The sequence below is a fragment of the bacterium genome (assembly GCA_021372535.1).
Lineage (GTDB): Bacteria > Latescibacterota > Latescibacteria > Latescibacterales > Latescibacteraceae > JAFGMP01.
Genome location: JAJFUH010000181.1, coordinates 1 through 26,490 on the forward strand (window position 1 = coordinate 1; position 26,490 = coordinate 26,490).

Consider the following 26,490-nt stretch of genomic DNA (forward strand, 5'->3'; position numbering starts at 1 on the left):
AGCATGCGCTCGATATTCCTGAAGAATATTATACGACCATTTTCGCCTGTTCGAGAATTACCGGATGGGTTGCCCACATTCTGGAACAGTATGCAAACAACCGTCTCATCCGCCCGACTTCGAAATACATCGGTATGTTCAACCGCAGGTTTGTACCGTTATCGGAACGCGAAGAGCCGTCTCGTTAATAATTGTCAGACGATATGATTTATGAATTTCTCCCCGGCAATGCGACAGGGACATCGATGATGTCATGCCGGGCTTGTTTCGGCATCTATTCAAAGCATTGGTATCGATATTTTTTCGCCGGAGCAATGATTTCGTACGATTGGCAGGGATAATAGATATATTCGTAAATCGTAAATAGTAAATCTGAAATATAATATAAATGCTTATGACTGCTGTATACAGCAGGAGTTTCACAACGGGAGTGTTGTATGCTGTCAGACCTTGAAATTGCGCAGCGGGCAAAGATGAAGCATGTTTACGAAATCGCCGGAATGCTCGGAATCGGGGAGGATGATATTGAGCTTTATGGAAAGTATAAAGCTAAAATTTCGCTCGATGTTCTTGAGAAATTCAAGAAAAAACGCACCATGGCAAAGTATATCGATGTGACCGCGATAACTCCCACACCGCTCGGTGAAGGTAAAACCGTCACAACTATCGGTCTTTCCCAGGCGCTCAATCATGTAGGAAAGCTGGCGATCTGCTGTATCAGGCAGCCCTCGATGGGGCCTACATTCGGCATCAAGGGCGGTGCAGCCGGCGGAGGGTACTCGCAGGTTGTTCCCATGGAGGATTTCAATCTCCATCTGACCGGCGATATTCATGCTGTCGGCGTTGCACACAACCTTCTTGCGGCGTTTATCGACAATCATATCAGCAAAGGCAACACGCTCGAGATCGAACCGACGAGTATCGCATGGAACCGTGTTGTGGACATCTCCGACCGGGCGCTCCGTGATATTGTGATCGGTCTCGGGGGAAAGGCGAACGGGATACCGAGGCAGACCGGATTCGATATAACCGTCGCTTCGGAGATCATGGCCGTTCTTGCCTTGTGCACGAGCCTCGAAGACCTCCGTAAACGGCTGGGCAGGATCATCATCGGCGAGACGACAAGCGGAACGCCTGTGACAGCCGATGATCTCAGGTGCGCCGGAGCGATGACCGTGCTCATGCGGGATGCTGTCAAGCCCACGCTTATGCAGACGATCGAGAACACTCCGGTACTCGTTCATGCAGGACCGTTTGCCAATATAGCCCATGGCAATTCTTCGATTATCGCCGACCTGATAGCCACGCGAACAGGGGAATTTGTGGTCACCGAGAGCGGCTTCGGCGCGGACATCGGGGCAGAGAAATTTTTCAATATCAAGTGCCGGGCTTCGGGACTCAGGCCCAATGCCGCCGTGCTCGTGACAACGGTCAGAGCGCTCAAGATGCACTCCGGCCGTTTCAAGGTTGTTGCGGGAAAACTGCTCGATACCGGACTTCTCAAGGAGAATATAAAGGCGGTGGAAGAGGGTGCGGGCAATCTTGTCAAGCAGATTGAAAATATCCGTCTTTTCGGCGTTCCTGTTGTGGTGGCGATCAACCGTTTCGATACCGATACCGCCAGGGAACATAAAACGGTCAAGCGGATTGCGCTTGAAGCCGGTGCGCAGGCTGCGGTGGTGAGCAACATGTGGGCAAAAGGGGGGAAAGGCGGTGTCGAACTCGCGGAAGCAGTTATCGAGGCTGCGGAAACACCGACCGACTTCAGATTTCTCTATGAGCTCGATGCCCCGCTGAAGGAGAAGATTATGGCGATTGCGACCAGAATCTACGGTGCTTCCGGCGTTGACTTCAGCCCTCTCGCAACGAAGCAGATCGATCATTTCACCGCTTTGGGATTCGGCAATCTCCCCATATGTATGGCGAAAACCCACCTGTCGCTCTCGCATGATTCAAGGCTCAAGGGCCGGCCTGTGGGATTCGAGCTCCCCATCCGTGAAGTCAGGCTTTCCGCCGGCGCCGGATTTGTGTATCCCCTTGTCGGCGAGATACGCACCATGCCGGGATTGCCCACCGTACCGGCAGGAGCAAACATCGATATCGACGATGACGGAAAGGTTGTCGGGCTTTTCTGATATATGAATTGGCGTGTGGTGTAGCAGGGACTGGTCGCGACCTGACCCTGCCCATGAAGAAAACAGATAATTGATATATATGCTAATGTTTTACCCTCTCTCGAAAGGATCGAGTAATGGCACGGTTAATTGACGGCAAGGCAATCGCGCAGGAAATGCAGGAGGAAATGAAAGCGAAGGTTGCCGGGCTGAAAGAGAAAGGGATAGTACCCGGGCTTGCAGCCATTCTTGTCGGCGACAATCCTGCATCTCATACGTATGTCCGAAACAAGGAAAAAGCGTGCGAACGGGTAGGTATCTTTTCCGATACGTACCGCCTTCCGGCTTCGACTACCGAAGGCGACCTCCTTGCTCTGGTTGATGATATCAATCACAACAACCGGTTTCATGGGATTCTTGTTCAGCTTCCGCTTCCCGAACATATAGACGAAGGGAAAATTCTTCTTAAAATCAATCCCGATAAGGATGTCGATGGTTTTCATCCGGTGAATGTCGGGAAAATGGTTGTAGGGCAGCCGTGTTTTCTGCCGTGCACTCCACACGGCTGTAAAATCCTTCTCGAACGATCCGGCATCGAGACTGACGGGAAACATCTGGTCATTGTCGGGCGTTCAAATATTGTGGGTAAGCCGCTCGCCAACATTATGCTTCAGAAAGAAAAGGGTGCTAACGCCATTGTCACGGTCTGTCATACCGGAGCTGATAACCTTTCGTATTACACGCGGCAGGCCGATATTCTTGTCGTAGCAGTGGGAAGGCCGGACGTGGTTAACGGTGACATGGTGAAAGAAGGCGTTGTGGTCATCGATGTGGGCACAAACAGGATCGATGACCCGTCGAAAAAGAGCGGTGTACGCCTTGTCGGTGATGTGGATTTCGATTCGGTCGCCCCGAAAGCTTCCGCCATAACGCCTGTTCCCGGCGGAGTAGGCCCGATGACCATTACAATGCTCCTGCATAATACCATCGAATCTGCGATGCGGAAGCTTTGAACCGGTGTTTTACAGTTTTTTTCAGATGTGGTGTTTCATGTGCGATGAGTTTGAAAAAAAGGTGAGTGAATTCTGTAGACTTCATGGATTGTTCTCCGACGGCGACACCGTACTTGCAGCGTTATCCGGCGGAGGTGATTCCGTGTGTCTGCTCACTGTTCTTGTCCGTTTGAAAGAAGAGTTTGGTATTACCGTCGAGGCGGCGCACTTCAACCATTCCCTGAGAGGCGATGAGTCCGACCGTGATGAAGTGTTCTGCCGCGAGTTGTGCTCCCGAATGAACATTCATCTCACCGTACTGAGAATCCCGGAAGGAGAGCTGGCCCGGAGGAAAGGCTCCCTTGAAACCGCAGCCCGTGAGGCGCGGATCGCTTTTCTCGAACATACATGTGCGGCGAGGAATTTGAACAGGATTGCCACCGGTCATACCCTCGATGACCAGGCTGAAACGGTTCTCCAGCGGATTCTGAGGGGAACGGGGCCTGCGGGACTCCGCGGGATTCTGCCATCCCGTGATGCATGGGTACGGCCCTTGCTCTGGGCTGAACGGTCTGAAATCCGCAGGTATCTCTCCTCATCCGGCATCGGTTTCCGCGAGGACTCGAGCAACACCGATACCGCCTTTTTCCGCAACAGGATACGGCTTGAGCTTATGCCGTTACTGGAACGTTCGTTTTCTCCGAACATACGCGGTTGTCTGACGCGGCTTGCAGAGTTGTCCGCAACCCAGGAGAATTTCCTGCTGGAGCGGATGATGGCTGCTTTTCATGTGTGCTGTATCCACGCTGATGCATACAAAATACTCCTTGATAAACCGGCATTTATGGGGTATCATAAAGTATTGCGGCAGCGTATGGTAAGATACTGCCTGGAAAAACTTGAAGGCGCCGGCCGTGATACAGACATGGATGAAGTCGAAACAATTCTTGACCGTATCGCGGATGGTTCTGAGGGGCATGATATTACCGCGGGGATTCACTGCGAGGCAGGGGACAGGACTGTGACATTTGCGGCGCCGGTGAGCGATTATGGTCCCGTTCCGTTGAATATCCCCGGCGAAACGGTTATTCCGGGGGATGGCGGAGTAATCGTGTCCGATACAGCGGCGCCGGACAGTGTGGTCGATGGCAGGGTGCGTATCCGTGTCAGTACGGCTCTCATGGAAAAGTATGGGAATCTGACCATCGGGCAGGTAAAACGCGGCGAATTCATGACACCGTTCGGCTTGAAGCGGCCGGTGAAAATCCGTGATATCATGTCCTCTGTTTCACTCCCGAAGGTTCTGAGGAGAGCGATGCCTGTGGTTCGCGCAGGGGCCATGGCTGTATGGATTCCCGGCCTGAAATCCTCGGAATACTTGAGGATCGATGAAAAGGAGAGAAACGGGAAAACCGGAGAATCGATAATTCTTCGGCTCAAAAACGGACTTCAATGGCCCTCTGAAGCCCGTATGTAAAACCGGATATACCATTATCATTTGGTAGTACATGAATTGAAAAAGGACTTCAGTCCATTTTTAATGATCGGGTTTTTTCACCAGAATTGAAAACATGAATAAAAAAAGGAACATCGAAAAAACATGAATAAAAAGTACACTATGGATGATTCGGATAATCTTCAGAAATCGGAAGATCAGAGACAGCGTCCCGACCGGCGTGATCTGCTGAGAAAACGTAAAACACCTGTTCCTCCGGCCGGTAAGGGCAAACCGGGAGGAAAGTATGGCTGGCCTTTGGGACACCGTCTTGCATTTATCGTTCTTCTGGTTCTTCTGGGAATCATGCTCTGGAAACAGATGAATTCTCAGACATCCGATTATTATAAGGCCAATTATACGGTGTTCAATACGCTGCTCACTGCCAAAAGAATAGATAAGGCACGCATAAGGAACATGACACTCGAAGCAAAACTTACCGAACCAATGAAGCTCGGAGACTCCGGTGATAATCGCCAGTACACCGGAATTATCGTTTCCATCGGGAATTATGACCAGACTCTGATCGACAAACTGGTTTCTCAGGGAGTTCAGCTGACGATCGAGCCTGAGCGGACATGGATGAATATTCTTATATCTTCGCTCCCCTGGATTCTGATTTTCGGTATATGGCTCTTTATTATCCGTCAGATGCAGGGAGGACCGAAAGGTGTGTTTACCTTCGGAAAATCCAAAGCGAAGCTTATGGCTGAGAATCAGCAGAAAGCTACATTCGCCGATGTGGCCGGTGTCGAGGAAGCAAAAGTCGAGCTTCAGGAAGTTATCGAATTTCTCAAGGAACCCCGGAAATTCCAGCGCCTCGGGGGTAAAATTCCCAAGGGCGCTCTCCTTGTCGGCCCTCCGGGAACCGGCAAAACCCTCCTTGCGCGAGCTGTTGCGGGCGAAGCGGGTGTGCCGTTTTTCAGCATGAGCGGTTCCGATTTTGTCGAGATGTTCGTGGGCGTCGGCGCATCGCGTGTCAGGGACCTTTTCGATCAGGGGAAAAACAACGCCCCATGCATTATCTTTATCGATGAGATCGATGCGGTCGGACGCCAGCGCGGAGCGGGAATCGGCGGTGGTCATGACGAGCGTGAGCAGACCCTCAATCAGCTCCTTGTCGAGATGGACGGTTTCGAATCGAATGAAGGCGTCATTCTTCTTGCGGCGACCAACAGGCCCGATGTACTTGATCCGGCGCTGCTCAGGCCGGGAAGGTTTGACCGTCAGATCGTGGTAGACTGGCCGGATGTAAAAGCCCGTGAGGAAATTCTCCGGGTTCATGTGAAAAAAATTCAGGCCGATCTCAAGGTGGACCTGAAAAGTATTGCAAAAGGAACTCCGGGGATGACCGGCGCCGATCTTGCCAATGTCGTCAACGAAGCTGCCCTTCTTGCTGCACGCCTGAACCGTAGTAAAGTTACCATGATCGATTTTGAGGAAGCGAAGGACAAGGTCATGATGGGCACTGCGAGAAAAAGTCTCGTCATCACCGAAGAAGAAAAGCGTCTGACCGCGTATCATGAGGCGGGACATGTACTCGTGTCCAAGTTCGTGCCGCAGTCCGATCCCGTGCACAAGGTTTCGATTGTGGCACGCGGACGGGCGCTCGGCCTGACCCATTTTCTGCCTCAGGACGAACGTCATAACTGGTCGTACAACTACTGTATAGGTAAACTGACAGTGTTGCTCGGCGGCCGTGCAGCGGAAATTGTCAAATTCGGAGATATCACGAACGGAGCTTCGAACGATATCGAACAGGCGACCCTGATGGCCCGGAAGATGGTATGCGAGTGGGGAATGAGCAAACGGCTTGGGCCGCTCACGTTCGGCAAGAAGGAAAGTGAGATATTCCTTGGCCGTGAGATAGCCACTCATAAGGACTATTCCGAGGAAACCGCCATCGCAATCGACCGTGAAATCCGCAGGATTGTTGAAGCGGCTCAGCAGCAGGCGGAAACGATTGTCATGGAACATACTGACAAGCTTGAGCTTCTGACTGCGGAGCTCCTGAAAAGAGAGGTTCTCGCCGGAAACGAAATCGACCGTGTGCTCAATATGTCTTCGACCCAGCCAAAACGTCAGGGACGGAGCCGCAGGAGAAGACCGCCGAAAAATACGCCTCAGCAATCCACCCCCCGTGATGAGAAACCGCGCGAGACGAAAGAGGTATCGCCGAGGGAAAGCGTAACCGTGGCAAGTGCGCCCGAGGTTCGTGAGGCCGTGGAAGCGGTTACTCCCGTGCGCCCGGCTAACCAGAACAGAAGACGCGATGCCCGGAAGAAAGCACCTGCAACGGACGATAACGCACAAAAAGAATCGAAGACTCCCGATGATTCCTCTGACAAAACGAAAGCCCGGCGAACGAGGATGATCCGCATAAAAACGGGCGGGAGAAGGAGAGTAATAAAGAAAGCACCGGCCCAGAAGATTCGGAAAATAAAGTGATCCTTGCGGTGGAGTATCTGTGCGGAATTGGAGGGGTTGAATTGAGGAACCATGAATGGACAGTGAAAAAATAAAAAAGGGTGTGCTGCTTATTCTCGAGGGAATCGGTGAGGATCCGGGCCGGGAAGGACTCCAGCACACTCCTGAGCGGGTCGCTGAATTTTACCGGGAATTTTTTTCGGGACTGGAGAAAGACCCTCAGAAAGAAATACGGGTATTCTGCACGAAAAATCAAGATGAGATGATTATTCTCCGGGATATTTCCTTTGTGTCGATGTGCGAACATCATCTCCTTCCGTTCTTCGGGAAAGCTCATATTGCATATGTGCCTGATTCCAATAGAATTGTAGGAATTTCTTCCCTTGCGAGGGTTGTTGAAACCCTTGCGCGGAGACCTCAGCTTCAGGAGCGTATGACAACCGATATCGCCGAGTATATAATCGAGGCAATAAAACCGAAAGGCGTTATGGTCGTTCTCGAGGCAGAGCACATGTGCATGACTATCCGCGGAGTGAAAAAGCCTGGAACAAAGATTCTCACTTCCGCTATCAGGGGTATTATGCGAACCGCTCCGTCACGGGCCGAGGCATACAGCATGATCATGCGTGACCGTTGATATTCGCGATGGCTGACGGTGTGGGAGATGGCTGGAGGGTTTCAGTTCGATTCGGTATTCAATACCGATAACCCGGATGGATCATGACACTGACGATTCTCCGCCGTTGCGGTCTTGAATACTGCGCAGACACCGAGGAGCAACAGCTTGCACTTTACCGTGGGATCACATACCTGTGATGGCATCCGTCCGGCTGTGATGGGAATTCTCAATATCACACCCGATTCCTTTTACGAGGGCAGCAGATTTCCGGACTGCGAACGGGCAGTGGAAAGAGCGCTCGAAATGGTCGGGGAAGGTGCTGATATCATCGATGTTGGCGGTGAATCGAGCCGTCCCGGGGCCGAGCAGATCACTATCGAAGAAGAGCTGGAACGGGTGATCCCGATCATAAAACGTCTGGCGCCGCAGATTTCGATACCTGTATCGATAGATACATACCATGCGGAGGTTGCGGCCCGTGCACTCGATGCCGGGGCTGTCATGGTCAATGACATTTCCGCTCTACGTTTCGATCCCGATATTGCCGATGTTGTCGCTGCTTCCGGGGCGTCTGTCGTTCTCATGCACATGCAGGGTAATCCGCAGACCATGCAGACGGACCCGCACTATGATGATGTCGTCGGGGAGATTCTGGATTTTTTGAAGGAACGGGTTTCCCATGCAGTATCAAAGGGAATCCAGCGGGAACGGATTCTTGTCGATCCCGGAATAGGCTTCGGCAAGAAGCTCGAACATAACTGTGCAATTCTGCGGCATGTGGGGCGGTTTCATGAGACCGGCTGCGCCGTTCTCGTTGGGGCATCGAGAAAAAGAATGATACAGGCTGTTACGGGAGCTCCGGTCGGCGAACGTATCTGGGGCACCGCTGCCATCGTCGCCCACTGCGTATGCAGTGGAGTCGAGGTTCACCGTGTACATGATGTTGGCGCCATGCGGCAGGTCTGTGATGTTGCCGCCGCTGTCAGGGGTTAATCATGGAACTGTTTAAAATAGGTTTTTTCCCGATAAAGCTGGTCGACATCCTCGATGTTTTTCTCGTATCGCTCATTTTTTACGCGCTCTATCTGAGAATCAAGGATACACGGGCCATGCAGCTCATTTTCGGACTGCTGGTTCTCCTTGCCGCCGCCGTGATATCGAACTGGGCTCATTTTAAAGCTCTCAATGCGCTTATCAGTTTTTTCGGAAGTGTCTGGCTTATCGGCATAGTGGTTATTTTTGCGCCCGATCTCCGGCGGCTCCTGATTCAGATCGGGCAGTGGCATGTTGTGAGCGCTTTTTACCGCCCAACCGGCAAACAGGTACTCGATGAAATTGTAACGGCGGCACGTGTTCTTTCAGAAAAGAAGTTCGGCGCCATCATGGTGATTACCCGTGAAACCCAGCTTGGAACTGTCGTCGATACGGGGCGGAATCTTGAAGCGGAGGTATCGTATCAGCTTCTTGTCACCATATTCACACCCGGTTCGCCGCTCCATGATCTTGCGGTCATAATCCGCGGTGATCATATCGTAGCCGCAAACTGCCTGCTCCCCTTGTCGGATTCCCAGGAAATCGACCGCGCCCTAGGATCGCGCCACCGCGCGGCACTCGGAATCACCGAGGAAACGGATGCGGTCGTCGTCGTCGTCAGCGAAGAAACCCGTGAAATCTCCATCGCCCGCGATGGAAAACTGATCCGCAATCTGTCCCCTGCTGAGCTGAGAACCAATCTCATTTCTCTTTTGAGCTGAGGTTTTCTTATGACTGTCCGAGTACAGGCTCCTGCGAAAATCAATCTTGGCTTGAGCATCATCGGCAAGCGCCCCGACGGTTATCATGATATCTGCTCCATCGTTCAGACAGTCGGTTTGTGCGATGAACTCACTATGACCGAATCGCACGGGGATGAACGCTCTTCCGGCAGTATTTCCGATATCAATCATGCACAGCGTCTTTTCTGCAACCGCCCCGATATCCCATCCGGACCCGAAAATCTTGTCCTTAAAGCAGAAGAGATTTTTTGCCGTCGTTTCGGGATACGCAGCCGTATCCGTTTCGAGCTTGATAAACGCATTCCCGTCGGCGCCGGTCTTGCGGGTGGGTCCACCGATGCGGCAGCGGCACTGCGGGGGCTCGGGAAATTCCATGGCATCGATGTTCCGGCAGGAACACTTGAAGAAATCGCGGCCGGACTGGGTTCGGATATCCCGTTTCTTATCCGCGGCGGTACTGCTGTCATCACCGGCAGGGGTGAAACGGTGACCCCAATCGCCTGGCCGTTTGATTTTACCTATGTTCTTGTTTATCCGGGATTCGGGATTTCGACCGCCTGGGCGTACCGCAGCCTGAAAAATTATGGATATACCCTAGAAAATTACCGTTCCATGATAAAGAAGCTCAATGGTGGAAACCTTACGGAAGACAGTTTTTTCGGCGCTCTGGGCAATGATTTTGAACCCGTTGTTTACGAACACTATCCGGAGCTTGCCGATATCCGGAATCGTCTGGACGCCTGCGATGCCCGTGCGTCGATTCTTACCGGCAGCGGATCGTCTCTTCTCGGTATATTTGATGATCGGCGCGCTGCCGGACTCTGTGCGGATTCGTTTAAGGGAGAGGGATTAGATGCATTTATCGTCAAGAAATATCAGTGAAGATGAAAACGCTGGCGTTTTTCGATGATATACACGGTCAAAGATATTATACATGGCGATATAAATAATTTCGCATATACCATGCGAGTAGATCCTGAAACGAGTTCAGGATGACGGTCATGCAGAACTTGTTTCGGCATCTATTTTGAAATAAACGCAATGAAATATTTCGTCATGTATGACCAAAATAAAAAAACCCCCGGTTACTCTGCAATAACCGGGGGTTTTTTTATAGTTGAGATTGTGATATTTATCAGAAATTTCTGATTTTATCGATACCCGCCGAACGGTTTGTGTACTGTGAGTGGAGGTATTTTTCCGATTTCTCGCACATGGGGTGCGACATGCACTCGGAATACAGTTTTTTCACCATCGGATTATCCTGGGATTTACGGTATCTCATAGCCTCGTCATGCTTGTAGATAGCCGCAATCCTTGATGTAAGGTAATCTTTCACCTCGGCGTAGGCGTTGACGGTGATCCGGGTTCCCACAATGACCATGGAGGTTACGATGGTCATAGATTTAAGAAACACCCGTCTTCCGCTGCTGAATCCGTTTTTAATCAGTTTGTGTACCATGGTACATTCCTTATCGGGAAAAATCATCGTTCATTACTTTATAGAGTTCCCATGCCGTACGAACTAAGCGCGCTCAAAATCCTTACCGAGCGCGGCAAGCTTCGAGCGGAGGTCGATAAGCCATGAATAAGCCGCGCGTTTTGTCCAGTCGGCATAGGGCTGGCCGCCGCCGTTGATACAGCCGCCGGGGCAGGTCATGACCTCGATGGCGGTGTAACCAGATGTACCGGCTTTAACCTGTTCGCATATTTCCCGCGCATTTTTCAGACCGTTGACGACCGCGACTTTTACCGTTTTACCCCCGACAGTCAGGGAAGCCTCACGGATATGCTTCTGGCCGCGGACCTGCGCGAAATCGACCGAATCGAGCTTTTGTCCGCTCAGTTCTTCAGTCACATATCGGAGCATGGCTTCCATGACGCCTCCCGTGGCAGCGAAAATGGTTCCGGCTCCGGTCGAAAGGCCGAGCAGATCGTCGGGCTTGCCGTCGTCGGGAAGGTTCTTGAAATCGATGCCTGCCTCCTTGATCATATAGGAAAGCTCACGGGTATCGATTGTCGCGTCGATGTCACGGTTCCCTGAGGCCTGGTTCTCTATGCGGAGTCCCTCGAATTTTTTCGATACGCAGGGCATGATCGCCACGGTAAACATGCGTTTCGGGTCGGCGCCCATTTTCTCGGCCCCATAAGTCTTGGCGAGAACGCCGTTGATCTGCGTCGGGGTTTTTGTGCTCGACAGATGCGGTATGAGTTCGGGATAAAACGTTTCCACATACCGTATCCAGCCCGGGCAGCAGGAAGTAAACTGGGGAAGCGGCCTGTCGAGCTTGCCGGTAACACGACCGATGAGCTCGGTGCCTTCCTCCATGATGGTGACATCGGCGCCGAATTCGACATCCCACAGAATGTCGAAACCGAGTTTCTTGAGTGCCGCGAACATCTTCCCGCCCACATACGTGCCTTCGGGAATACCGAATTCCTCGCCGAGAGCATAACGAATCGAGGGGGCAGGCATCGCGACGGTCACTATACCGGGGTCGGCGATGGCTTTGTTGACCGCATCTATGAACGAAACCCGCTCGTAAATCGCGTTGACCGGGCAGTTGATGAGACACTGGCCGCAGTATATGCAGGTTTCGGGATGGGGAATATGATGAGGCACCCAGCGCTTGTTCGGTTCGACTCCGACAATCGAGCCGGTCGGGCAGATGTCTTCGCAGTGCTGACAGCCGATGCAGACCTTCTGATCGACATCGACAAACCTGATTTTATCCGCCTGACCCGGGGCCGGGGCTTCGGTACCGTACGTAACTTTGCCGATTTTTCTCATGAAAAGACCAACTCCGTATTATTTATGATTATGAAGTAATTATTTTCATTCATTATTTACCACTGCATTTTGAATATACGAAATTTCTTCTGCCTTCTGCAATATTAAACTCGGTTAAACCTTAAAAGTTTCTTTTAAAATATTGACAATAATATTATAAATATATTATTATAATATAAGCCCATATTTTCATAAAATACAACCGACTGCGGATTTTATGGATTCCGGTTATCCAGTTAAGTCAGCTAACATCATTGATCCCTCTCGGCTTCGCCGTATCCCCCTTATAAAACAAAGGGGAAGCCGACCCATCTTCCCCCCTTTAAAAAGGGGGGATGCCGCAGGCAGGGGGAATCACATACCATCGGAAAAAATAATCGATTCTGATTAAAAAAGGTTATAGGCTTATCATACTGGATAACCGGATTTTATGGATTTGTATTATTAATACATATCTGTACTTATCTGCATGAACATGATAAAAATACTATAACATTAAAAATACTGGAATTATTCTTTGCGGCTGTGCATCATGGAGACTAAATTTTGTGAATTATCCAGCTGAAATGCGTTATTACCGTTGATAATTTACATGAGTGTTTAAAAAATGCTGGTTACATCGATTACAAACCTATAATTTACTGTATACGAAATAGTGATTGATATGATAGAATTGATAATGATTAAGGGGGTTTGTAGTTATGCTGACACCCGGCGAGATATTCATGAAAGCGCTTCATCGTCAGCCGACGCCGCGGCCGGCGACCGGAAGTGCAACCTCGGTGGTTACCGTCGATCTCATGAAAAAGACAGGCATTTTTTTCCCCGAGGCGCACCTTGATGCCGAATTGATGGCCGGTCTTGCGGCCGCGGGGCATACCGTAATCGGATTCGATAATGTCATGCCGCTCTTCAGTGTATGGCATGAGTCCGCCGCTCTCGGCTGCACGGTCGACTGGGGCGAGATGGGAAGAATGCCTGATTCGCGGGATCATCTTTACAAAATCGATGACGAGATACGCGTTCCCGGCGATTTTCTGAATAAAAAAGAGTGCCGGGTACCGCTTGATGCGATAGAAATACTGAAACGGCGGTTTGGTAACGAGGTCGCCGTAGTAGGAAAAGTATTTGGCCCCTGGACGCTCGGATATCATGTATTCGGTGTGGAGGAGTTTCTTATAAACACCATCCTCAAACCCGATTCGGTCAAACGGGCTATGGAAAGCCTGAAACAGGTTACACTTGCCTTCGGAACCGCCCAGGTCGAGGCGGGAGCCGATGCCCTCTGTTATGCCGATCATGCCACGCGCGACCTCTGTTCGCCCGATGCATACCGCGATTTTCTCCTGGAGCTCCACCAGGAAATGAGCGAGAAACTCCCGTGCCCGCTTATTCTCCATATCTGCGGTGATACATCCGACAGGATCAAATATATCCGCCAGACCGGGATGGAGTGTTTCCATTTCGATTCGAAAGTACCGGCACAAACCGCGCGAGAGCTTGCCGGTGACAGTCTCTCGCTTATGGGTGGAACGAGCAATTTTACCGTGATACGTGAGGGTACGCCAGAAATCGTGGCCCGTGATGTTGAGGAAAAATTTGGGTGCGGCATCGATATCATCGGCCCTGAGTGCGCTGTTCCCCTCGATGCACCCTGTATGAACCTGAAAATTCTTGCCGATGAGGTCAAAAAACTTCATAATCCCGGATTCGGCGGCTGACAGGGATTATAACCGTTCATGTGCTATCTCTTGCGCATACGGTTATTCCGTGTATATATTCATTGAAACTCGAAACATGTAATATCCATTCTTAACGTTAAGGAGTCGTACGATGTATCCGGCACTTATCAAAGGTATTGTCTGGACAGTCTCGGTTATGCTGCCTGTGGTAATCATATTCGGCATGGTTGCGTGTTCCCAGGATCCGGGAGTTATAAAACCGGCGCCGGCCAACAGCAATCAGGCTCTTCTGAACGCACTTAAAGGACGAAGCCAGCCTGTGGTTCTCGGTTCTGAGAATGGCCCGCAGATCATTATCACACCGGAGCTGAGCGCCCGTGTTCTCGGAGCCGCCATCAAGGGCGCTGCCGACGAGAATCTCATGTGGGTCAATACCGCCGTTCTCGATGGCTCGATATGGGAGAAGAAGCCGCTTAACTGGAATGCCGGAGGCCTGCGGAGCTGGCTTGCGCCTGAAGACCTCTTCTTCGTCGATGCCAACCAGGATCCGGGTACGTGGTTTGTTCCCTCTGCGCTCGATCCGGTTACCTTCCGGGTGATCGAACAATCGGCTCAGAATGCCTCGTTTGAAGCGGACATGGATATTCCCGCAAACACCGGCCAGGTTTACAAAATCACGTTCAGGCGCAGCATCGAGCTTCTGACAACTCCTCCGGCAGAGGCCGGCGCGCTTCCTGCGGGAGTCGAGTTCCTGGGTATCCGCAAGACGCATTCCATTACGAACCGCTCCGATGAGGTCATCGGCGAGCAGCTTCCCTTTGTCTGCCTCTGGAGCCTCCTCCAGCTCAATCCGTCCGGCACCATGCTCATTCCGCTCCGTGAGGGCGCCGACCCGAAGACCGCATACCGCGAATACTTCAATCCCCTCGGCGACCGGCTTGTTGTCCAAAACAACATAATTTCGGTAAAGATAGACGGCAAATACCGGAGCAAGATCGGTGTCCGGCCCGAAGCCGCGGGCAAAGGCGAGGCGTTCCTCAGGGACAACCGTGACGGCACCGGTATTCTCTATGCAAAGGTGTTTTCGGTCGATCCGAGCGGGAAATATGTGGACAAACCCTGGGGCAAGCCGAGCGCGTACGGCGATGCTGTCGAGATGTACAACGATGACGGGAAATCCGGCGGTTTCTGCGAGGTCGAATGTCACAGCCCGGCTAAAAAGCTTGTCAAGGGCGACACCCAGACATATTCCCTCGATCTCCTGATCTTCCGCGGACCGATCGGCGAACTCAAGAATATCGGCTCGAAGCTGTATGATGTCGATCTGAACGGGGCGTATTATTTTTGATTTTTCTGAACTACCTGATAATTTTACGAGGGTGGTGAAAAGATATTTATTCACCACCCTTTATTAACCACAAACCACAAACCACAAACCACAAACCAGTAACCATAAACTATAAACTATATCTTTACCAATTCCTCGATTTTTATCGGACGCTGCTGTTCGATACTTCGGCGGGCGGAGATGCCGATCATTATCGACAAAGCGCCGTCCCTGCTTCCCGCAGCCTGTTTGAGCGGATCGGGAAGCGGGCCTCTGAAAATCCTCTCCTGCAGTTTGGGATCGGCGCCGCCGTGACCTCCGGATTCTTCACTCTCGATCGAAAACGTCCGCGACCTCCCGAACAGGGATGTGATACGGAAATCGGCGATCCTGTCGACTTTCCACGGCTGCGTGGTGTAGATGCGGGCATCGAACCTTCCCTTTGTGCCGTTGAACGAGACGCTGTATCCCTCGTACGGCATGAAGGCGTTGAGCGAATAGCTCATCATAACATCGTTATGGTACCGGACCTGAACAGCCATAGTGTCCCAGATATTGATTTTCGGGCGAAACAGACAGGCGTCACGGAGATAACCGTCCTCTGACTCAGCCTTGACATAGAGGTCCATCATGAATTCGTCTTTTGTTATATCCCAGTAGAATTCACAGGTGCCCTTGTGGGGGCAGGTCATGCACCGTTCGCCCCGGAACGGGCTGTTGAAACCGTATTTATTGAGTTTGCCGTACGAGACGACTTCCACGGGTTCGGCTTCGAGCCACCAGTTCATGAGGTCGAAATGATGCGTCGCCTTGTGAACGAACAGGGAGCCGCTGAACTGTTTGAACGCGTGCCATCTTCTGAAATACGAGGCGCCGTGATCGGTATCGAGGTACCAGTGAAAGTCGACCGAGGTGATCTGTCCGATTTCCCCGGACATGAGCACTTCCTTGATACGCTCGGGAGGCGCACCATACCGGGCGTTGAATGTTACGGTTATTTTTTTGCCGGTGCGTTTTTCGCAATCGAGCATTTCCTGGCACAGCTTTTCATCTGTCGCCATCGGCTTTTCGCATATTACGTTGCATCCGAGCTCCATGGCACGGCAGGCGTACTTGGCATGGAAGCAGTCTACGGTGGTGACAATAACTGAATCAGGCTTCGTCGTTTTCACCATCTCGTCAAAATCGGTGAAAGTCGGGCAATTCACCCCGATATACTGTTTGGAAAATGCCAGGCGTTTTGAGTTGATGTCGCACAGCCCGACAAATTCCACCACATCGCTGAAACTATCCTTGACCATTTTGCCCCACATGGTACTTCCACGGCTTCCTGTTCCTACGAGCGCGACTTTCAGCTTTTTTCCGGCAGACTGAGCCTGTGCGTCACCCGGTTTCATCAATGGTATCGAAGCCGTCGTAAGTGCAGCGGCGCCGATGGTTCCGAGAAAGGATCGTCTCCCTCTTTTTTTCATCTCCTCAGCCATGAGCTATTCCCCCCCGTTTGAATGTACCTGTGGAAAGTATTCAGGTTATCAAAGACCGGTTAAAACCATCAGAAAGAATCACACCTGAATGTAATACATGCTTTTTACATATCGTTAAACAATAGTGTCCGGTTAAATATCATTTCAATTTGTATAATATATTGTAAACGCTATGGTTTTCAATGAATCTACACAATTCCCGATGTACTATCTCTTATTATTATTGCTTCGGCGAATAAATGATGATACTCATATCAGGCATAGACACCGATACAAGTTCGGTTTGACATCACCTGATGTCACTGTTTAATCACCGAAGCAATAACAACAGTCCCCTTCAGCGCATACGCGCCTGTTCCCCCCGGGGGTGACAACAGATTGTGGTGCTTGCAGTTATATCCTGCCCTCATGAGGGGAAAGGATGTCACGAAGTGACAGAAAGGGGGCTTTTTTTAAATATTACCGTCAGTTCTGATCTTTAAATGAAAATAAGCTGCTGTATATAATATGTTGGTTATGATTTATGTATGATCTGATATACCGCTTCCGTAATATCATCTTCCTGAGGAATAATGGTGTGTTCGAGCGCCTCGTTGAACGGAATGGGTGAATTTGCGGCTGCAACGATCCTGACAGGTGCATCGAGACAGTCGAATGCCTCTTCCTGTATGATCGATGCGATATCGGATGCGACACCGCCGCGGCGTATTGCCTCCTGGACAATGATGACATGCCGTGTTTTCCGGACGGAATCGAGGATGAGAGCCTTGTCGAGGGGTACGAGGGTGCGGGGGTCGATTACCTCGATGTCGATGCCTTCACGGGCGCATTTTTCAGCCGCGGAGAGAACACGGGGTATCATGTTGAGCCATGCAATGACGGTGACATCTTTGCCGGGCCGCTTTATCCCGCCTTTTCCGAAGCCGATGAGATATTCCTGTTCGGGAACGGCCCCCTCGGCTGTATAGAGGAGCTTGTGTTCGAGGAATATCACCGGATCGTCACACCTGATGGCGGTTTTCAGCAGCCCTTTGGCATCGTACGGGGTCGAGGGAACCGCGATTTTCAGGCCGGGGATGTGATAAAAGAACGCTTCGAGGCTCTGAGAATGCTGGCAGGCGAGACCGCTGCCGACTCCTCCCTGCGTTCTCAGCACGAGCGGTACTTTCCGTGTTCCGCCGGTAATGAAATGGTACTTTGCAACCTGGTTGACAAGCTGGTCCATCACGAGCATGGTAAAATCCACGAACGGCACCTCGACAACCGGTCTCATTCCGCTGATGGCAGCGCCCATTCCTATGCCGGTGAAACTCGCTTCCGCTATCGGTGTATCGATGACTCGTTTCGGCCCGAATTCCTGGAGCAGCCCGGCCGTTACTTTATATGATCCGCCCCGTTCGCCGATATCCTCTCCCAGTAGAAAAACCGAAGGATCGCGGCGCATTTCTTCTTTGAGCGCTTCGTTTATGGCATCACGGTATGTGATTGTTCGCGAAAGCATCGTATTATTTTGTGAAACCGTGTCGGTCATCAATATCTCTCCACTATGTTCATCAGTTCTTCATGTGTCAATTCGGGGCTTTCTTCAGCAAAGAGAATGGCGTCATCCATTTTCCGGGTTATCGACGTTTCCAGAAGTTGTATCTCGTCTTCCGTCGCGCCTCCCTTTTCCATGAGATACCGTCTTCCCACAAGGACGGGGTCTTTCGATTTATAGTATGCCATACGGTCTTTTGGCATATAGTGGCCCGGATCGTTGACATGATGCCCGCCGAAACGGAATGTCTTCGCTTCCATGAGAACCGGTCCCCGGCCGGAGCGGCACCGGGCAATGGCGTCCTGTGCGTGTTCGTATACTTTCAGAACATCGTTGCCGTCCACGGAAAAACTGTCTATACCATATGCCGGGCCGCGTTTGTAAATATCCGGTACGCGTGTGGATTGCTCGATGGGTGTGGATACTGCGTAGTGGTTGTTTTCCACAACGATGAGCACCGGCAGATTCCAGATTGCCGCAAGATTGAGCGATTCACCGAAAATACCGTTATTCGTCGCGCCATCCGAGGTGAATACAACGGCCACACCCTGTTCTCCCCGTAACGAGATTCCGAGCGCGGCTCCGATTCCTATCGGGATGCCTCCGCCGACAATGCCGTTTGCGCCGAGATTACCCGAAGAAAAGTCAGCGATATGCATCGACCCGCCGAGACCTTTACAGTAGCCCGTCTTTTTACCGAGCAGTTCCGCTGTCATTCTATTAAGATCGGCTCCCCGGGCGATACAATGACCATGACCGCGGTGAGTGCTCGTGATATAATCGTTGTCCCCGAGACCCGCGCAGACTCCGACCGCAATGGCTTCTTCTCCTGTATACGGATGAAAATAGCCTCGTATCATGCCCTGACGGTACAGATGTATACACTGCATCTCGAACGTGCGGATCGTATAAAGTTGTGTATAAATATGGGTAAGAAACTCTTTTGAATACATGCCAGTTACTCCCGGTGTGACTCATTCAAGCGGATGACGATTTTCCTGCGCTGACCCTGAAACAGCAGTGAGACGGTTACGGTACGGGCGCGAAACAGGGAGAAAAGATCTTGTATCCCCGGTGGCTCAAACACTCTGCACCCCGGAGGCACCTGTTTCCCGGAATGGTCTCTGCTGTCTCGATTTCCTGTCAGATGCGTAATTTCTTGTATCATGCGGACAGAGATTTCAAGGGGTCGTGTTATTTACGCGAGGCTTCCGTGTTTTACGCATGTATAAAAGATAATACATTATTAACAGCCAGACAAATTTATATTGAAAACGTTTCTGAAAATATAACTAAAAAAGTGCAGGAGAAGTGAATTGCCAGCTTCATCGGGTGAGTCGGAGTATTCGTTATCGGGGTGATTTCTGCCCGGAATCGGTGGTTTAAGACAGATTATTGAGCTTTTAATAGTGTCTCCGTAGTGAAATGGTTTGTGAATTATTCGGATTCGCCCGTGCAGAGAGTGTATTATATTACCATGCAGGGTTGTCGTATATAATTGTCTCATGAAAGTCGGGAAAACATGGTAAAAAAACCGCCGTGGCTGAAAAAAAAGGTCATGTTCGGGGCTTCATTCCGGAATGTCCGGGATGTCCTGAAAACATGCCGGCTCAATACCGTATGCGAAGAGGCGCTCTGTCCCAACAGAGGGGAATGTTATTCGATGGGTACGGCCACATTTCTCATCCTCGGGGACCGATGCACCCGTTCCTGCCGTTTCTGTGCGGTCGATCATGGTGTTCCGCTGCCTCCGGATTCCTCCGAACCGGCACATGTTGCAGAAGCTGTCGTATCTCTCGGCTTACGGTATGTTGTTATTACATCGGTGACGCGTGACGATCTGCCGGATGGGGGATCGTGCCATTTTTCCGCAACAATCAAGGCAATCAGGCAACGTTCTCCTCAAACCCGCATCGAGGTGCTGATTCCCGACTTCGGGGGCTTGGATGAATCGCTTGCCGCGGTTATGGAAGCCTGTCCCGATGTGCTCGGCCATAATATTGAAACCGTACCGGGTATCTATCCTATCGTTCGGCCGGGCGCCGATTACGGACGTTCTCTTGCGCTGATGAAACGTGCTCATGAATATAACGGGGGAATTGTGATCAAGTCCGGTCTCATGCTGGGGCTCGGTGAAACCGCCCTGGAGGTTCGCCGTGTTCTGGCGGACCTTGTGCGGGCGGACTGCTCGCTTCTGACACTCGGGCAGTATCTTCAGCCGGACGAAAAACTGCTGCCGGTACAGCGGTTCATACCTCCCCGTGAGTTCGACCGGTGGAGGAATATTGCACTGAGAATGGGATTCCGTGAAGCGGTGTGCGGCCCCTTTGTGCGAAGTTCGTATCATGCGGAAGAACAGTTCGAATCAGTATACCGGGATTCCTGATCCATTCTATCCTTCCCGTTTTTTCTTCTCTCTTTGTCCCTCTGTCTCTTTGTCCCTTTCTTATAACAATAAATAACGGAAATAAATATAAATACTTGTCACGATCAACGAGACAAGGGTATACACAATTCCGTATCTGGTAAACTCAAGAAATGTGATTTTAAAACCATTTTTTTGTGCTATACCGGCGGAAATCACATTCGCCGTTGCTCCAACCAGTGTCAGATTCCCTCCGAGACATGCCCCGGCAGAGAGAGACCACCATAAAACATGACCGATAGACGCCCCGTAGTTTGCGTTCAGCACCTTAATGAGGGGTATCATCGTAGCCACGAACGGAATGTTATCGATAAATCCCGAGAGAATACCGGATCCCCAGATGATGCTGAACACGGCGGCGTTTATATTGTTTCCGGATGCGGCGATAATTCTGTCGCCGAGAAATTCTATGATTTTCAGTTCTTCCAGCGCACCGACCATGATAAACAGCCCGGTGAAAAAGAATATGGTAATCCATTCGATTTCCGCAAAGTACTCGTCGGGATTGCTTTTCGATATTATTAACAGCAGGGTTGCGCCGGTCATGGCTATTACTGCTGGCCCAACATGAATGGTATCATGAAGCAAAAATCCCACTATAACCAGCATAAGAACAAACAGTGCCTTATAGAGGAATGGCCTGTCTGTTATCGAACTTGATTCGTCGAACTGCATTATCCGGGCTCGCCGTTCAAACGGTACGACGAGGGTTTTCCGGAAAAACACGACGGTTACCAGTATGCATGTAAGCATGATAATAATGATGAGAGGCCCCAGATTAACCAGGAAATCGTTGAACGACAGGCTAGTGGCGTATGCGATCATGATATTGGGAGGGTCGCCTATCAGAGTTGATGTTCCGCCGATATTTGAGGCGATGGCCTGGGTTATCAGAAACGGCACGGGAGAGATTCCGAGTTCGACAGCGATGAGAATCGAGAGAGGACTTAAGATTAAAATGGTGGTGACATTATCAAGAAATGCTGAAAAAATCGCCGTGAGTAACATAAGTAATAACAGTATACTGAATGGTTCACCCTGGACAAGTTTTGCCGTTTTAATGGCAACATACTGAAAAATCCCCGTTTCTTTAACGATATTCACGATAACCATCATGGAAATCAGGAGCGCGATGACATTCAGATCGATCTTGGATAAAGCTGTTTTTGCAGGGATGATTTTCAGCAGCAGGATGAGGGATGCACCGAACAGGGCGATTGATGCCTTGTTTATCAATTCAAGCGAGATGATTATATACACACAGACAAAGATTCCAACCGTTATAATTATTTTTAAATCCATCTCCCTACACCCTCAAAAATTTATTGATAATATCCATGTAACTGATAACACCGATGCATTTATCGTTTTCCACAACGGGGAAGAATCTTCGATGGTTGTTTTTGATAAACTGAAAAATAACCTCGATTATAACCGAATCGGGCTGGAAAATAATCGATGGCTTCCTCATGATTGATTTGAGTGTGATGACCGACTCGTTTTTCAGGAGGTCCTCGAGAGGTTCGAGAGAGGAAAGAAATTTCAGATTACTCAGCATCTGTGTATACTGCGGCAGACCGAGCGAAAGAATATCGGTGATAATTATTTCTCCCAGTATTTTCTGATGTTCGTCACAGATCGGGATATAACCGATCTGATACTTCGACATGAGGTCCAGAGCATCTTTAACCGTGGAGTCGGGGTATAGGTATAAAGGCGGCGAAACCATTATGTCACGGACATAAATAACTTTTTTCACGGCGATATTGAACGCGAGTACCCGTTTTATGAATTCTTCCCGTGACTGGGCGCTGATGAGATGCTGTATGTTTTCTTCGTTCTGGCAGATTTTCGCTATCGAGGCGATAACATTCAGATAAAGGTTTGATTTTGCAAGGTCTGTCAATGTGAGAATAAAAACTCGTATGGGTATGTCTCCATCCATGACAGGAGCCGCGGGTATCAATACCGAAATAACAAGATCGTTGAAATTCTCGATGCGGGCATGAGGGATTGCAACTCCGTTTGGCAGCGTTGTGGTGGAAATACTTTCACGTTCCAGGATTTTTAATGTAATGTCATCCTGTGAAAGGCAGCAGAACACCTTGCTTATTTTTTCGGCAAGAAATCTGAGAGCCTGTTCTTTTGACTCGACCTTGAGGCCGATAAAAACAAGATCTGTATTGATGAGATTTACGAGATTCATAATCCTTCCCCCTGATCAAGAGAATTCCTCGATGATTTCATCGCGTGAAATGAAAGACCTTCCGGTCTTTCTGAACTCAGATCCTCCCCCTCTTTGGAAGAGAGGGAGGAGCTGACGATGGCGGGCTGGAGTTTCCTGTCCGTGATACCTCGCATCACGGTGCGTGGTAGTTCATTTTACAATATTTCCAAACTCATTATGCGCTATTAATTAATGGCCGATATCCTGCTGATGAAATCTACTGTCTATATAAACAGTATACGTGAAAAATCTCCTTCAGCGTAAATATATATCAAGGTTCATGGTTATAGTACAAAAATAATTACATGGTCTATCTCCGGTTTGTTTTATATTGTTCTGCGACGAATGGGCTAGTATATTATATGCAAAATTTTAATGTTTTTTTCATATACGGTTTCATTTACAATGTTTTTATGAAGCATACCGATATCTGATTTTCAGCAGTCTTCCCTTTTTATAAATAAAGGGCTTCCTCTGTGACGGAAGTTTTTCGGGCGCCGGATCCGGGAATGTGCGGATACAGTCCTGCGAAGTTTTTCCTCAACTCTTCGCATGCCCTTGTTTTTCTTCTCACACTTTTTCATCACTCGTATTTTTCTCATTTCCACCTCTATCGTGTGAAAATTGTACAGAATTATATTTTCCTTACACGCCATGAGCGGGTGTACGATACCGATTTTCGTTAGTCCATTCCCCAAACACAAATATGTATCGGTCAGTCATTAACTCGGATTATTAATGAGAATATTTTACCACCAGGACACCAGGAAACAAATAGATAAGAGATTATTTATACTATCTTTAATAAGTATTTTAACGTTCAATCTAAAAAAATGATATATAAAGAAAAATTAATCTGCGAAAATCCGCTTTCCATCGAATTTTTATAAACAGGTCGGATTAAATAAGTAATGACGAGGCATTATGTTAGAACCAGGAATTGAAACGAAGCCTTCGAACAACACAATGATATACGAGTTTTTGAAAATCATTGTGTATGTCTACTGTTTTTTATTGAGTATCGATCTTATGGGAGTAGGATTCAAGGCGAGCAGTGCGGGATTTATCTCGGCGTTGAGGCATGCCACATCAAATCCGTTCATCGGTCTCGTGCTCGGGATTTTTATTACCAGTATTATTCAGAGCTCTTCGACAACCACATCCATTATTGTTGCGATGGTCGGCGCGGGAACCCTGAGCCTCGAAAGCGCAATCCCCGTGATAATGGGAGCGAATATCGGTACGACGGTCACCAATACCATTGTGTCTTTCGGATATGTCGGAAGGAAAATCGAGTTCGAGCGGGCATTCCGGGCATCAATCGTTCACGATATGTTCAATATTTATGCGACCATAATACTCTTCCCGCTGGAGCTCTATACAGGAATCCTCCGGCGCTCCGCTTTACTTCTGACAGGAGCGTTCAGGGGAGCAGGTGGCTTCGAACTGGTGAGCCCCCTCAAGATTATTCTCGATCCGGCAGTTTCGATTGTGACCGGTATCATTCACAATCATATTGTGCTTATTATCGTGTCGCTCGTTTTTCTCTTTGTTTCCCTGGCACAGATAGTAAAATCAATGCATGGAATGATCATGAACAAGGTCGACCGTTTTCTTAACAGGTATCTGTTCAGAAACGCTCTGTCAAGTATGCTGTTCGGATTGATTCTTACCGCTATTATCCAGTCCAGTTCCATTACCACCTCGATCATTGTTCCGATCGCCGGCGCCGGTGTATTGACATTGGAACAGATATTCCCCTATACCCTCGGCGCTAATGTCGGAACGACCGTAACCGCAATCCTCGCGGCGCTGGCTCTCGGTATCGAGGCATCCATGACGGTGGCATTCGCTCATATGCTGTTTAATATTTTCGGAATAATGATCATTTATCCGTTCAGGATTGTACCGTTGTGGACCGCAAAAACAATTGCACGATTTGCCGCGAAGTCAAAAAAGCATTTCCTGATTTTTCTGATAATCTATATCTCCTTACATATCTTGCCTGTCATAATCACTTTTTTTTAATTCAAAGGCATGTGGACAGCAGCGGGAGTAATAGTGTCCGGATTCCCTGTGCTTCTCTCATATGGTACGAAAAAGGTGATCACATGGAAGTCGCCGTCATTCCTTTACCAGAACGAGGTAGAGGGCGCCAAGTTCCCCGGTAAACGGCACATCGACCGGAACAGGCTGGTACGATTGATTGTATGCCGCTTCGAGTCTGAATCCGGCTTCGCGCACGAATGACAGAAAATCGTCATGATACCAGAGACGGAGAAAATGTTTTTCTTCAATGGTATTGCTCGAACCGTTTTCTTTGATGCACATATTCATGGTGACTGTCCGGATTTTCTTCAGGTAGTCGTAATTGTCCACTCTCCACAGAACATCTATTTTTGTTCCGTTGCTGCGGGCCGACCATGTTTCACAGGGCATTTTTTCGCTCGCGATATCGGTGCATATAAAAAATATTTCAACGATATAAATCCCGCCACTGCGGACGGTATCCGACATGAGAGCAAAATGCCGTTTCAAATCATCATCACGGGTACAGTAGCTGAGACTGCTGATAAGAGTGAGCGCCGCATCGAATTTGTGCGCGAACCGTATGGATCGCATATCGCCGAGAACCGCATCGGCATAGGTATTCATACCGTGAGAGAGAATCCTGTCTTGAGAGAATTGCACCATTTCGGGGCTGATATCATAACCGGTTATCCGGTATCCATATCGGGGGAAGGAAGTCAGGTAGGCCCCGCTCCCGCAGGCTGCTTCGAGAATTGACTTGACTTCGTTTTTTGCATGTTTTTGGAAACAGTCGATAAAAAACCGCGTGTCGGTATCGATGTCGCGGCCTTCCGTAAAAGCAATATCATAGTATTGTGGCAGTTTATAAAGTCCGTTCATTCAAAACTCCTGTGAATAAAGTCGGATACCATTTTTCGTGTGAAGTAGTTATATAACATACATGTAATGTTTTCTGCATAGTTCATGCATTTTATCATAGAGAATGTCCGTTTGTTATGGGAAGAGAAAAGAAGTGGTTATAGGAGAGAGATTGTGCCTTTTAAAGGGTATAATACGCTTTTTTAAAGGTGTTAATATATATCACTGACCTGACAAATGACATATAAATAATAAATATTTTTTTGAAAATAACTTTATAATTCTTCGAATGCATGTTTGATGATCGTATTCCGTAATAAGCTGCTTCCCCTGTGATAAGCCGAAAAAAATATTTTGCGATAATCTTTTCTCTTGACAAAAACGTAACGGTGTGCCATAATAAGCGAGAAAAGATTATCGAATAAACGTGTCCATGGGAGGAATCGAATATGCCGGGAAGAAAATCGTCGACCTTTACCGAGGTCGAGCTCGAATTCATGCAGATCATATGGGCCAGCGGGGAGGTTTCGACCGAAGATGTCCAGACAACGCTCCGTGAACGCGGGCGGGAGCTCTCGGACGGCGCCATCCGGAAAATCCTGTCCATACTGATGACAAAGGGACACCTGAGCCGCAGAAGGTCGGGTAAAAGTTTTTATTATCGTGCAAAAGTTCATAAGGAACAGGCAGCGGGTTCCATGATACA

General features: G+C 49.4%; 22 protein-coding genes. 14 read left to right on the plus strand and 8 right to left on the minus strand.

Going from position 1 to position 26,490, the window contains the following annotated elements; translation table 11 throughout:
• The 9 genes from LLG96_15910 to ispE all read left to right on the plus strand — a co-directional run.
• Window positions 1–188: citrate synthase (locus tag LLG96_15910; GenBank protein MCE5251693.1), on the plus strand; the 188-nt coding region annotated here is incomplete at its 5' end.
• A 249-nt stretch (window positions 189–437) separates the two neighbouring features.
• Complete coding sequence (locus LLG96_15915) at window positions 438–2,135, plus strand: formate--tetrahydrofolate ligase (protein ID MCE5251694.1); 1,698 nt, start codon at window positions 438–440, stop codon at window positions 2,133–2,135.
• A gap of 116 nt (window positions 2,136–2,251) precedes the next feature.
• Entirely contained in the window at window positions 2,252–3,127 is an 876-nt protein-coding gene (gene folD, locus LLG96_15920; GenBank protein ID MCE5251695.1) for a bifunctional methylenetetrahydrofolate dehydrogenase/methenyltetrahydrofolate cyclohydrolase FolD, read from the plus strand.
• Window positions 3,128–3,164: 37 nt separating this feature from the next.
• Window positions 3,165–4,583, plus strand: coding sequence for a tRNA lysidine(34) synthetase TilS (gene tilS, locus LLG96_15925; protein MCE5251696.1), 1,419 nt, complete (start codon window positions 3,165–3,167; stop codon window positions 4,581–4,583).
• Window positions 4,584–4,859: 276 nt separating this feature from the next.
• Window positions 4,860–7,049 (plus strand): ATP-dependent zinc metalloprotease FtsH, encoded by a 2,190-nt coding sequence (gene ftsH, locus LLG96_15930; protein MCE5251697.1) that lies wholly within the window; start codon window positions 4,860–4,862, stop codon window positions 7,047–7,049.
• A gap of 55 nt (window positions 7,050–7,104) precedes the next feature.
• Window positions 7,105–7,665 (plus strand): GTP cyclohydrolase I FolE, encoded by a 561-nt coding sequence (gene folE / locus LLG96_15935; protein ID MCE5251698.1) that lies wholly within the window; start codon window positions 7,105–7,107, stop codon window positions 7,663–7,665.
• A gap of 147 nt (window positions 7,666–7,812) precedes the next feature.
• The gene (gene folP / locus LLG96_15940; GenBank protein ID MCE5251699.1) at window positions 7,813–8,640 is read left to right on the plus strand and encodes a dihydropteroate synthase; all 828 of its coding nucleotides are present in this window, start codon (window positions 7,813–7,815) and stop codon (window positions 8,638–8,640) included.
• Between the two features lie 2 nt (window positions 8,641–8,642).
• On the plus strand, window positions 8,643–9,401 hold the full coding sequence (cdaA, locus tag LLG96_15945; protein MCE5251700.1) for a diadenylate cyclase CdaA: 759 nt from the start codon (window positions 8,643–8,645) through the stop codon (window positions 9,399–9,401).
• Between the two features lie 9 nt (window positions 9,402–9,410).
• Window positions 9,411–10,304 carry a 4-(cytidine 5'-diphospho)-2-C-methyl-D-erythritol kinase gene (ispE, locus tag LLG96_15950; protein MCE5251701.1) on the plus strand — a complete coding sequence of 298 codons (894 nt, stop codon included), beginning with the start codon at window positions 9,411–9,413 and terminating at the stop codon, window positions 10,302–10,304.
• 253 nt (window positions 10,305–10,557) lie between these two features.
• Here ispE and LLG96_15955 read toward each other — a convergent pair whose 3' ends face one another.
• The gene (locus LLG96_15955; GenBank protein MCE5251702.1) at window positions 10,558–10,884 is read right to left on the minus strand and encodes an iron hydrogenase small subunit; all 327 of its coding nucleotides are present in this window, start codon (window positions 10,882–10,884) and stop codon (window positions 10,558–10,560) included.
• Window positions 10,885–10,947: 63 nt separating this feature from the next.
• Window positions 10,948–12,213 carry a [FeFe] hydrogenase, group A gene (locus LLG96_15960; protein MCE5251703.1) on the minus strand — a complete coding sequence of 422 codons (1,266 nt, stop codon included), beginning with the start codon at window positions 12,211–12,213 and terminating at the stop codon, window positions 10,948–10,950.
• Window positions 12,214–12,914: 701 nt separating this feature from the next.
• Between LLG96_15960 and LLG96_15965 the strand changes: the two genes are divergently transcribed.
• Together LLG96_15965 and LLG96_15970 are read left to right on the plus strand one after the other, a co-directional pair.
• A complete protein-coding gene (locus tag LLG96_15965; GenBank protein ID MCE5251704.1) occupies window positions 12,915–13,934 on the plus strand; it encodes an MtaA/CmuA family methyltransferase in 1,020 nt (339 codons plus the stop codon).
• A 112-nt stretch (window positions 13,935–14,046) separates the two neighbouring features.
• Entirely contained in the window at window positions 14,047–15,243 is a 1,197-nt protein-coding gene (locus LLG96_15970; GenBank protein MCE5251705.1) for a hypothetical protein, read from the plus strand.
• A 116-nt stretch (window positions 15,244–15,359) separates the two neighbouring features.
• Here LLG96_15970 and LLG96_15975 read toward each other — a convergent pair whose 3' ends face one another.
• From LLG96_15975 to LLG96_15985, 3 genes are all read right to left on the minus strand, one after another.
• Window positions 15,360–16,706 carry a Gfo/Idh/MocA family oxidoreductase gene (locus tag LLG96_15975; GenBank protein MCE5251706.1) on the minus strand — a complete coding sequence of 449 codons (1,347 nt, stop codon included), beginning with the start codon at window positions 16,704–16,706 and terminating at the stop codon, window positions 15,360–15,362.
• Window positions 16,707–17,220: 514 nt separating this feature from the next.
• The gene (locus LLG96_15980; protein ID MCE5251707.1) at window positions 17,221–18,237 is read right to left on the minus strand and encodes an alpha-ketoacid dehydrogenase subunit beta; all 1,017 of its coding nucleotides are present in this window, start codon (window positions 18,235–18,237) and stop codon (window positions 17,221–17,223) included.
• A complete protein-coding gene (locus LLG96_15985) occupies window positions 18,237–19,196 on the minus strand; it encodes a thiamine pyrophosphate-dependent dehydrogenase E1 component subunit alpha (GenBank protein ID MCE5251708.1) in 960 nt (319 codons plus the stop codon). The genes LLG96_15980 and LLG96_15985 overlap by 1 nt, the downstream gene beginning before the upstream one ends.
• A 569-nt stretch (window positions 19,197–19,765) precedes the next feature.
• Here LLG96_15985 and lipA point away from each other — a divergent pair.
• The gene (gene lipA, locus LLG96_15990) at window positions 19,766–20,629 is read left to right on the plus strand and encodes a lipoyl synthase (protein ID MCE5251709.1); all 864 of its coding nucleotides are present in this window, start codon (window positions 19,766–19,768) and stop codon (window positions 20,627–20,629) included.
• Window positions 20,630–20,689: 60 nt separating this feature from the next.
• Here the strand turns inward: lipA and LLG96_15995 are convergent, their stop codons facing one another.
• Window positions 20,690–21,970 (minus strand): ArsB/NhaD family transporter, encoded by a 1,281-nt coding sequence (locus LLG96_15995; protein MCE5251710.1) that lies wholly within the window; start codon window positions 21,968–21,970, stop codon window positions 20,690–20,692.
• Between the two features lie 4 nt (window positions 21,971–21,974).
• Window positions 21,975–22,874: a PTS sugar transporter subunit IIA gene (locus tag LLG96_16000; GenBank protein MCE5251711.1), complete on the minus strand. Its 900-nt coding sequence runs from the start codon at window positions 22,872–22,874 to the stop codon at window positions 21,975–21,977.
• Between the two features lie 945 nt (window positions 22,875–23,819).
• Between LLG96_16000 and LLG96_16005 the strand changes: the two genes are divergently transcribed.
• Window positions 23,820–24,923: a Na/Pi symporter gene (locus tag LLG96_16005; GenBank protein MCE5251712.1), complete on the plus strand. Its 1,104-nt coding sequence runs from the start codon at window positions 23,820–23,822 to the stop codon at window positions 24,921–24,923.
• Window positions 24,924–25,019: 96 nt separating this feature from the next.
• Here the strand turns inward: LLG96_16005 and LLG96_16010 are convergent, their stop codons facing one another.
• Window positions 25,020–25,805: a class I SAM-dependent methyltransferase gene (locus LLG96_16010; protein ID MCE5251713.1), complete on the minus strand. Its 786-nt coding sequence runs from the start codon at window positions 25,803–25,805 to the stop codon at window positions 25,020–25,022.
• A 428-nt stretch (window positions 25,806–26,233) separates the two neighbouring features.
• On the opposite strand from LLG96_16010, the gene LLG96_16015 reads away from it, so the two are divergent.
• Window positions 26,234–26,490: BlaI/MecI/CopY family transcriptional regulator (locus tag LLG96_16015; GenBank protein ID MCE5251714.1), on the plus strand; the 257-nt coding region annotated here is incomplete at its 3' end.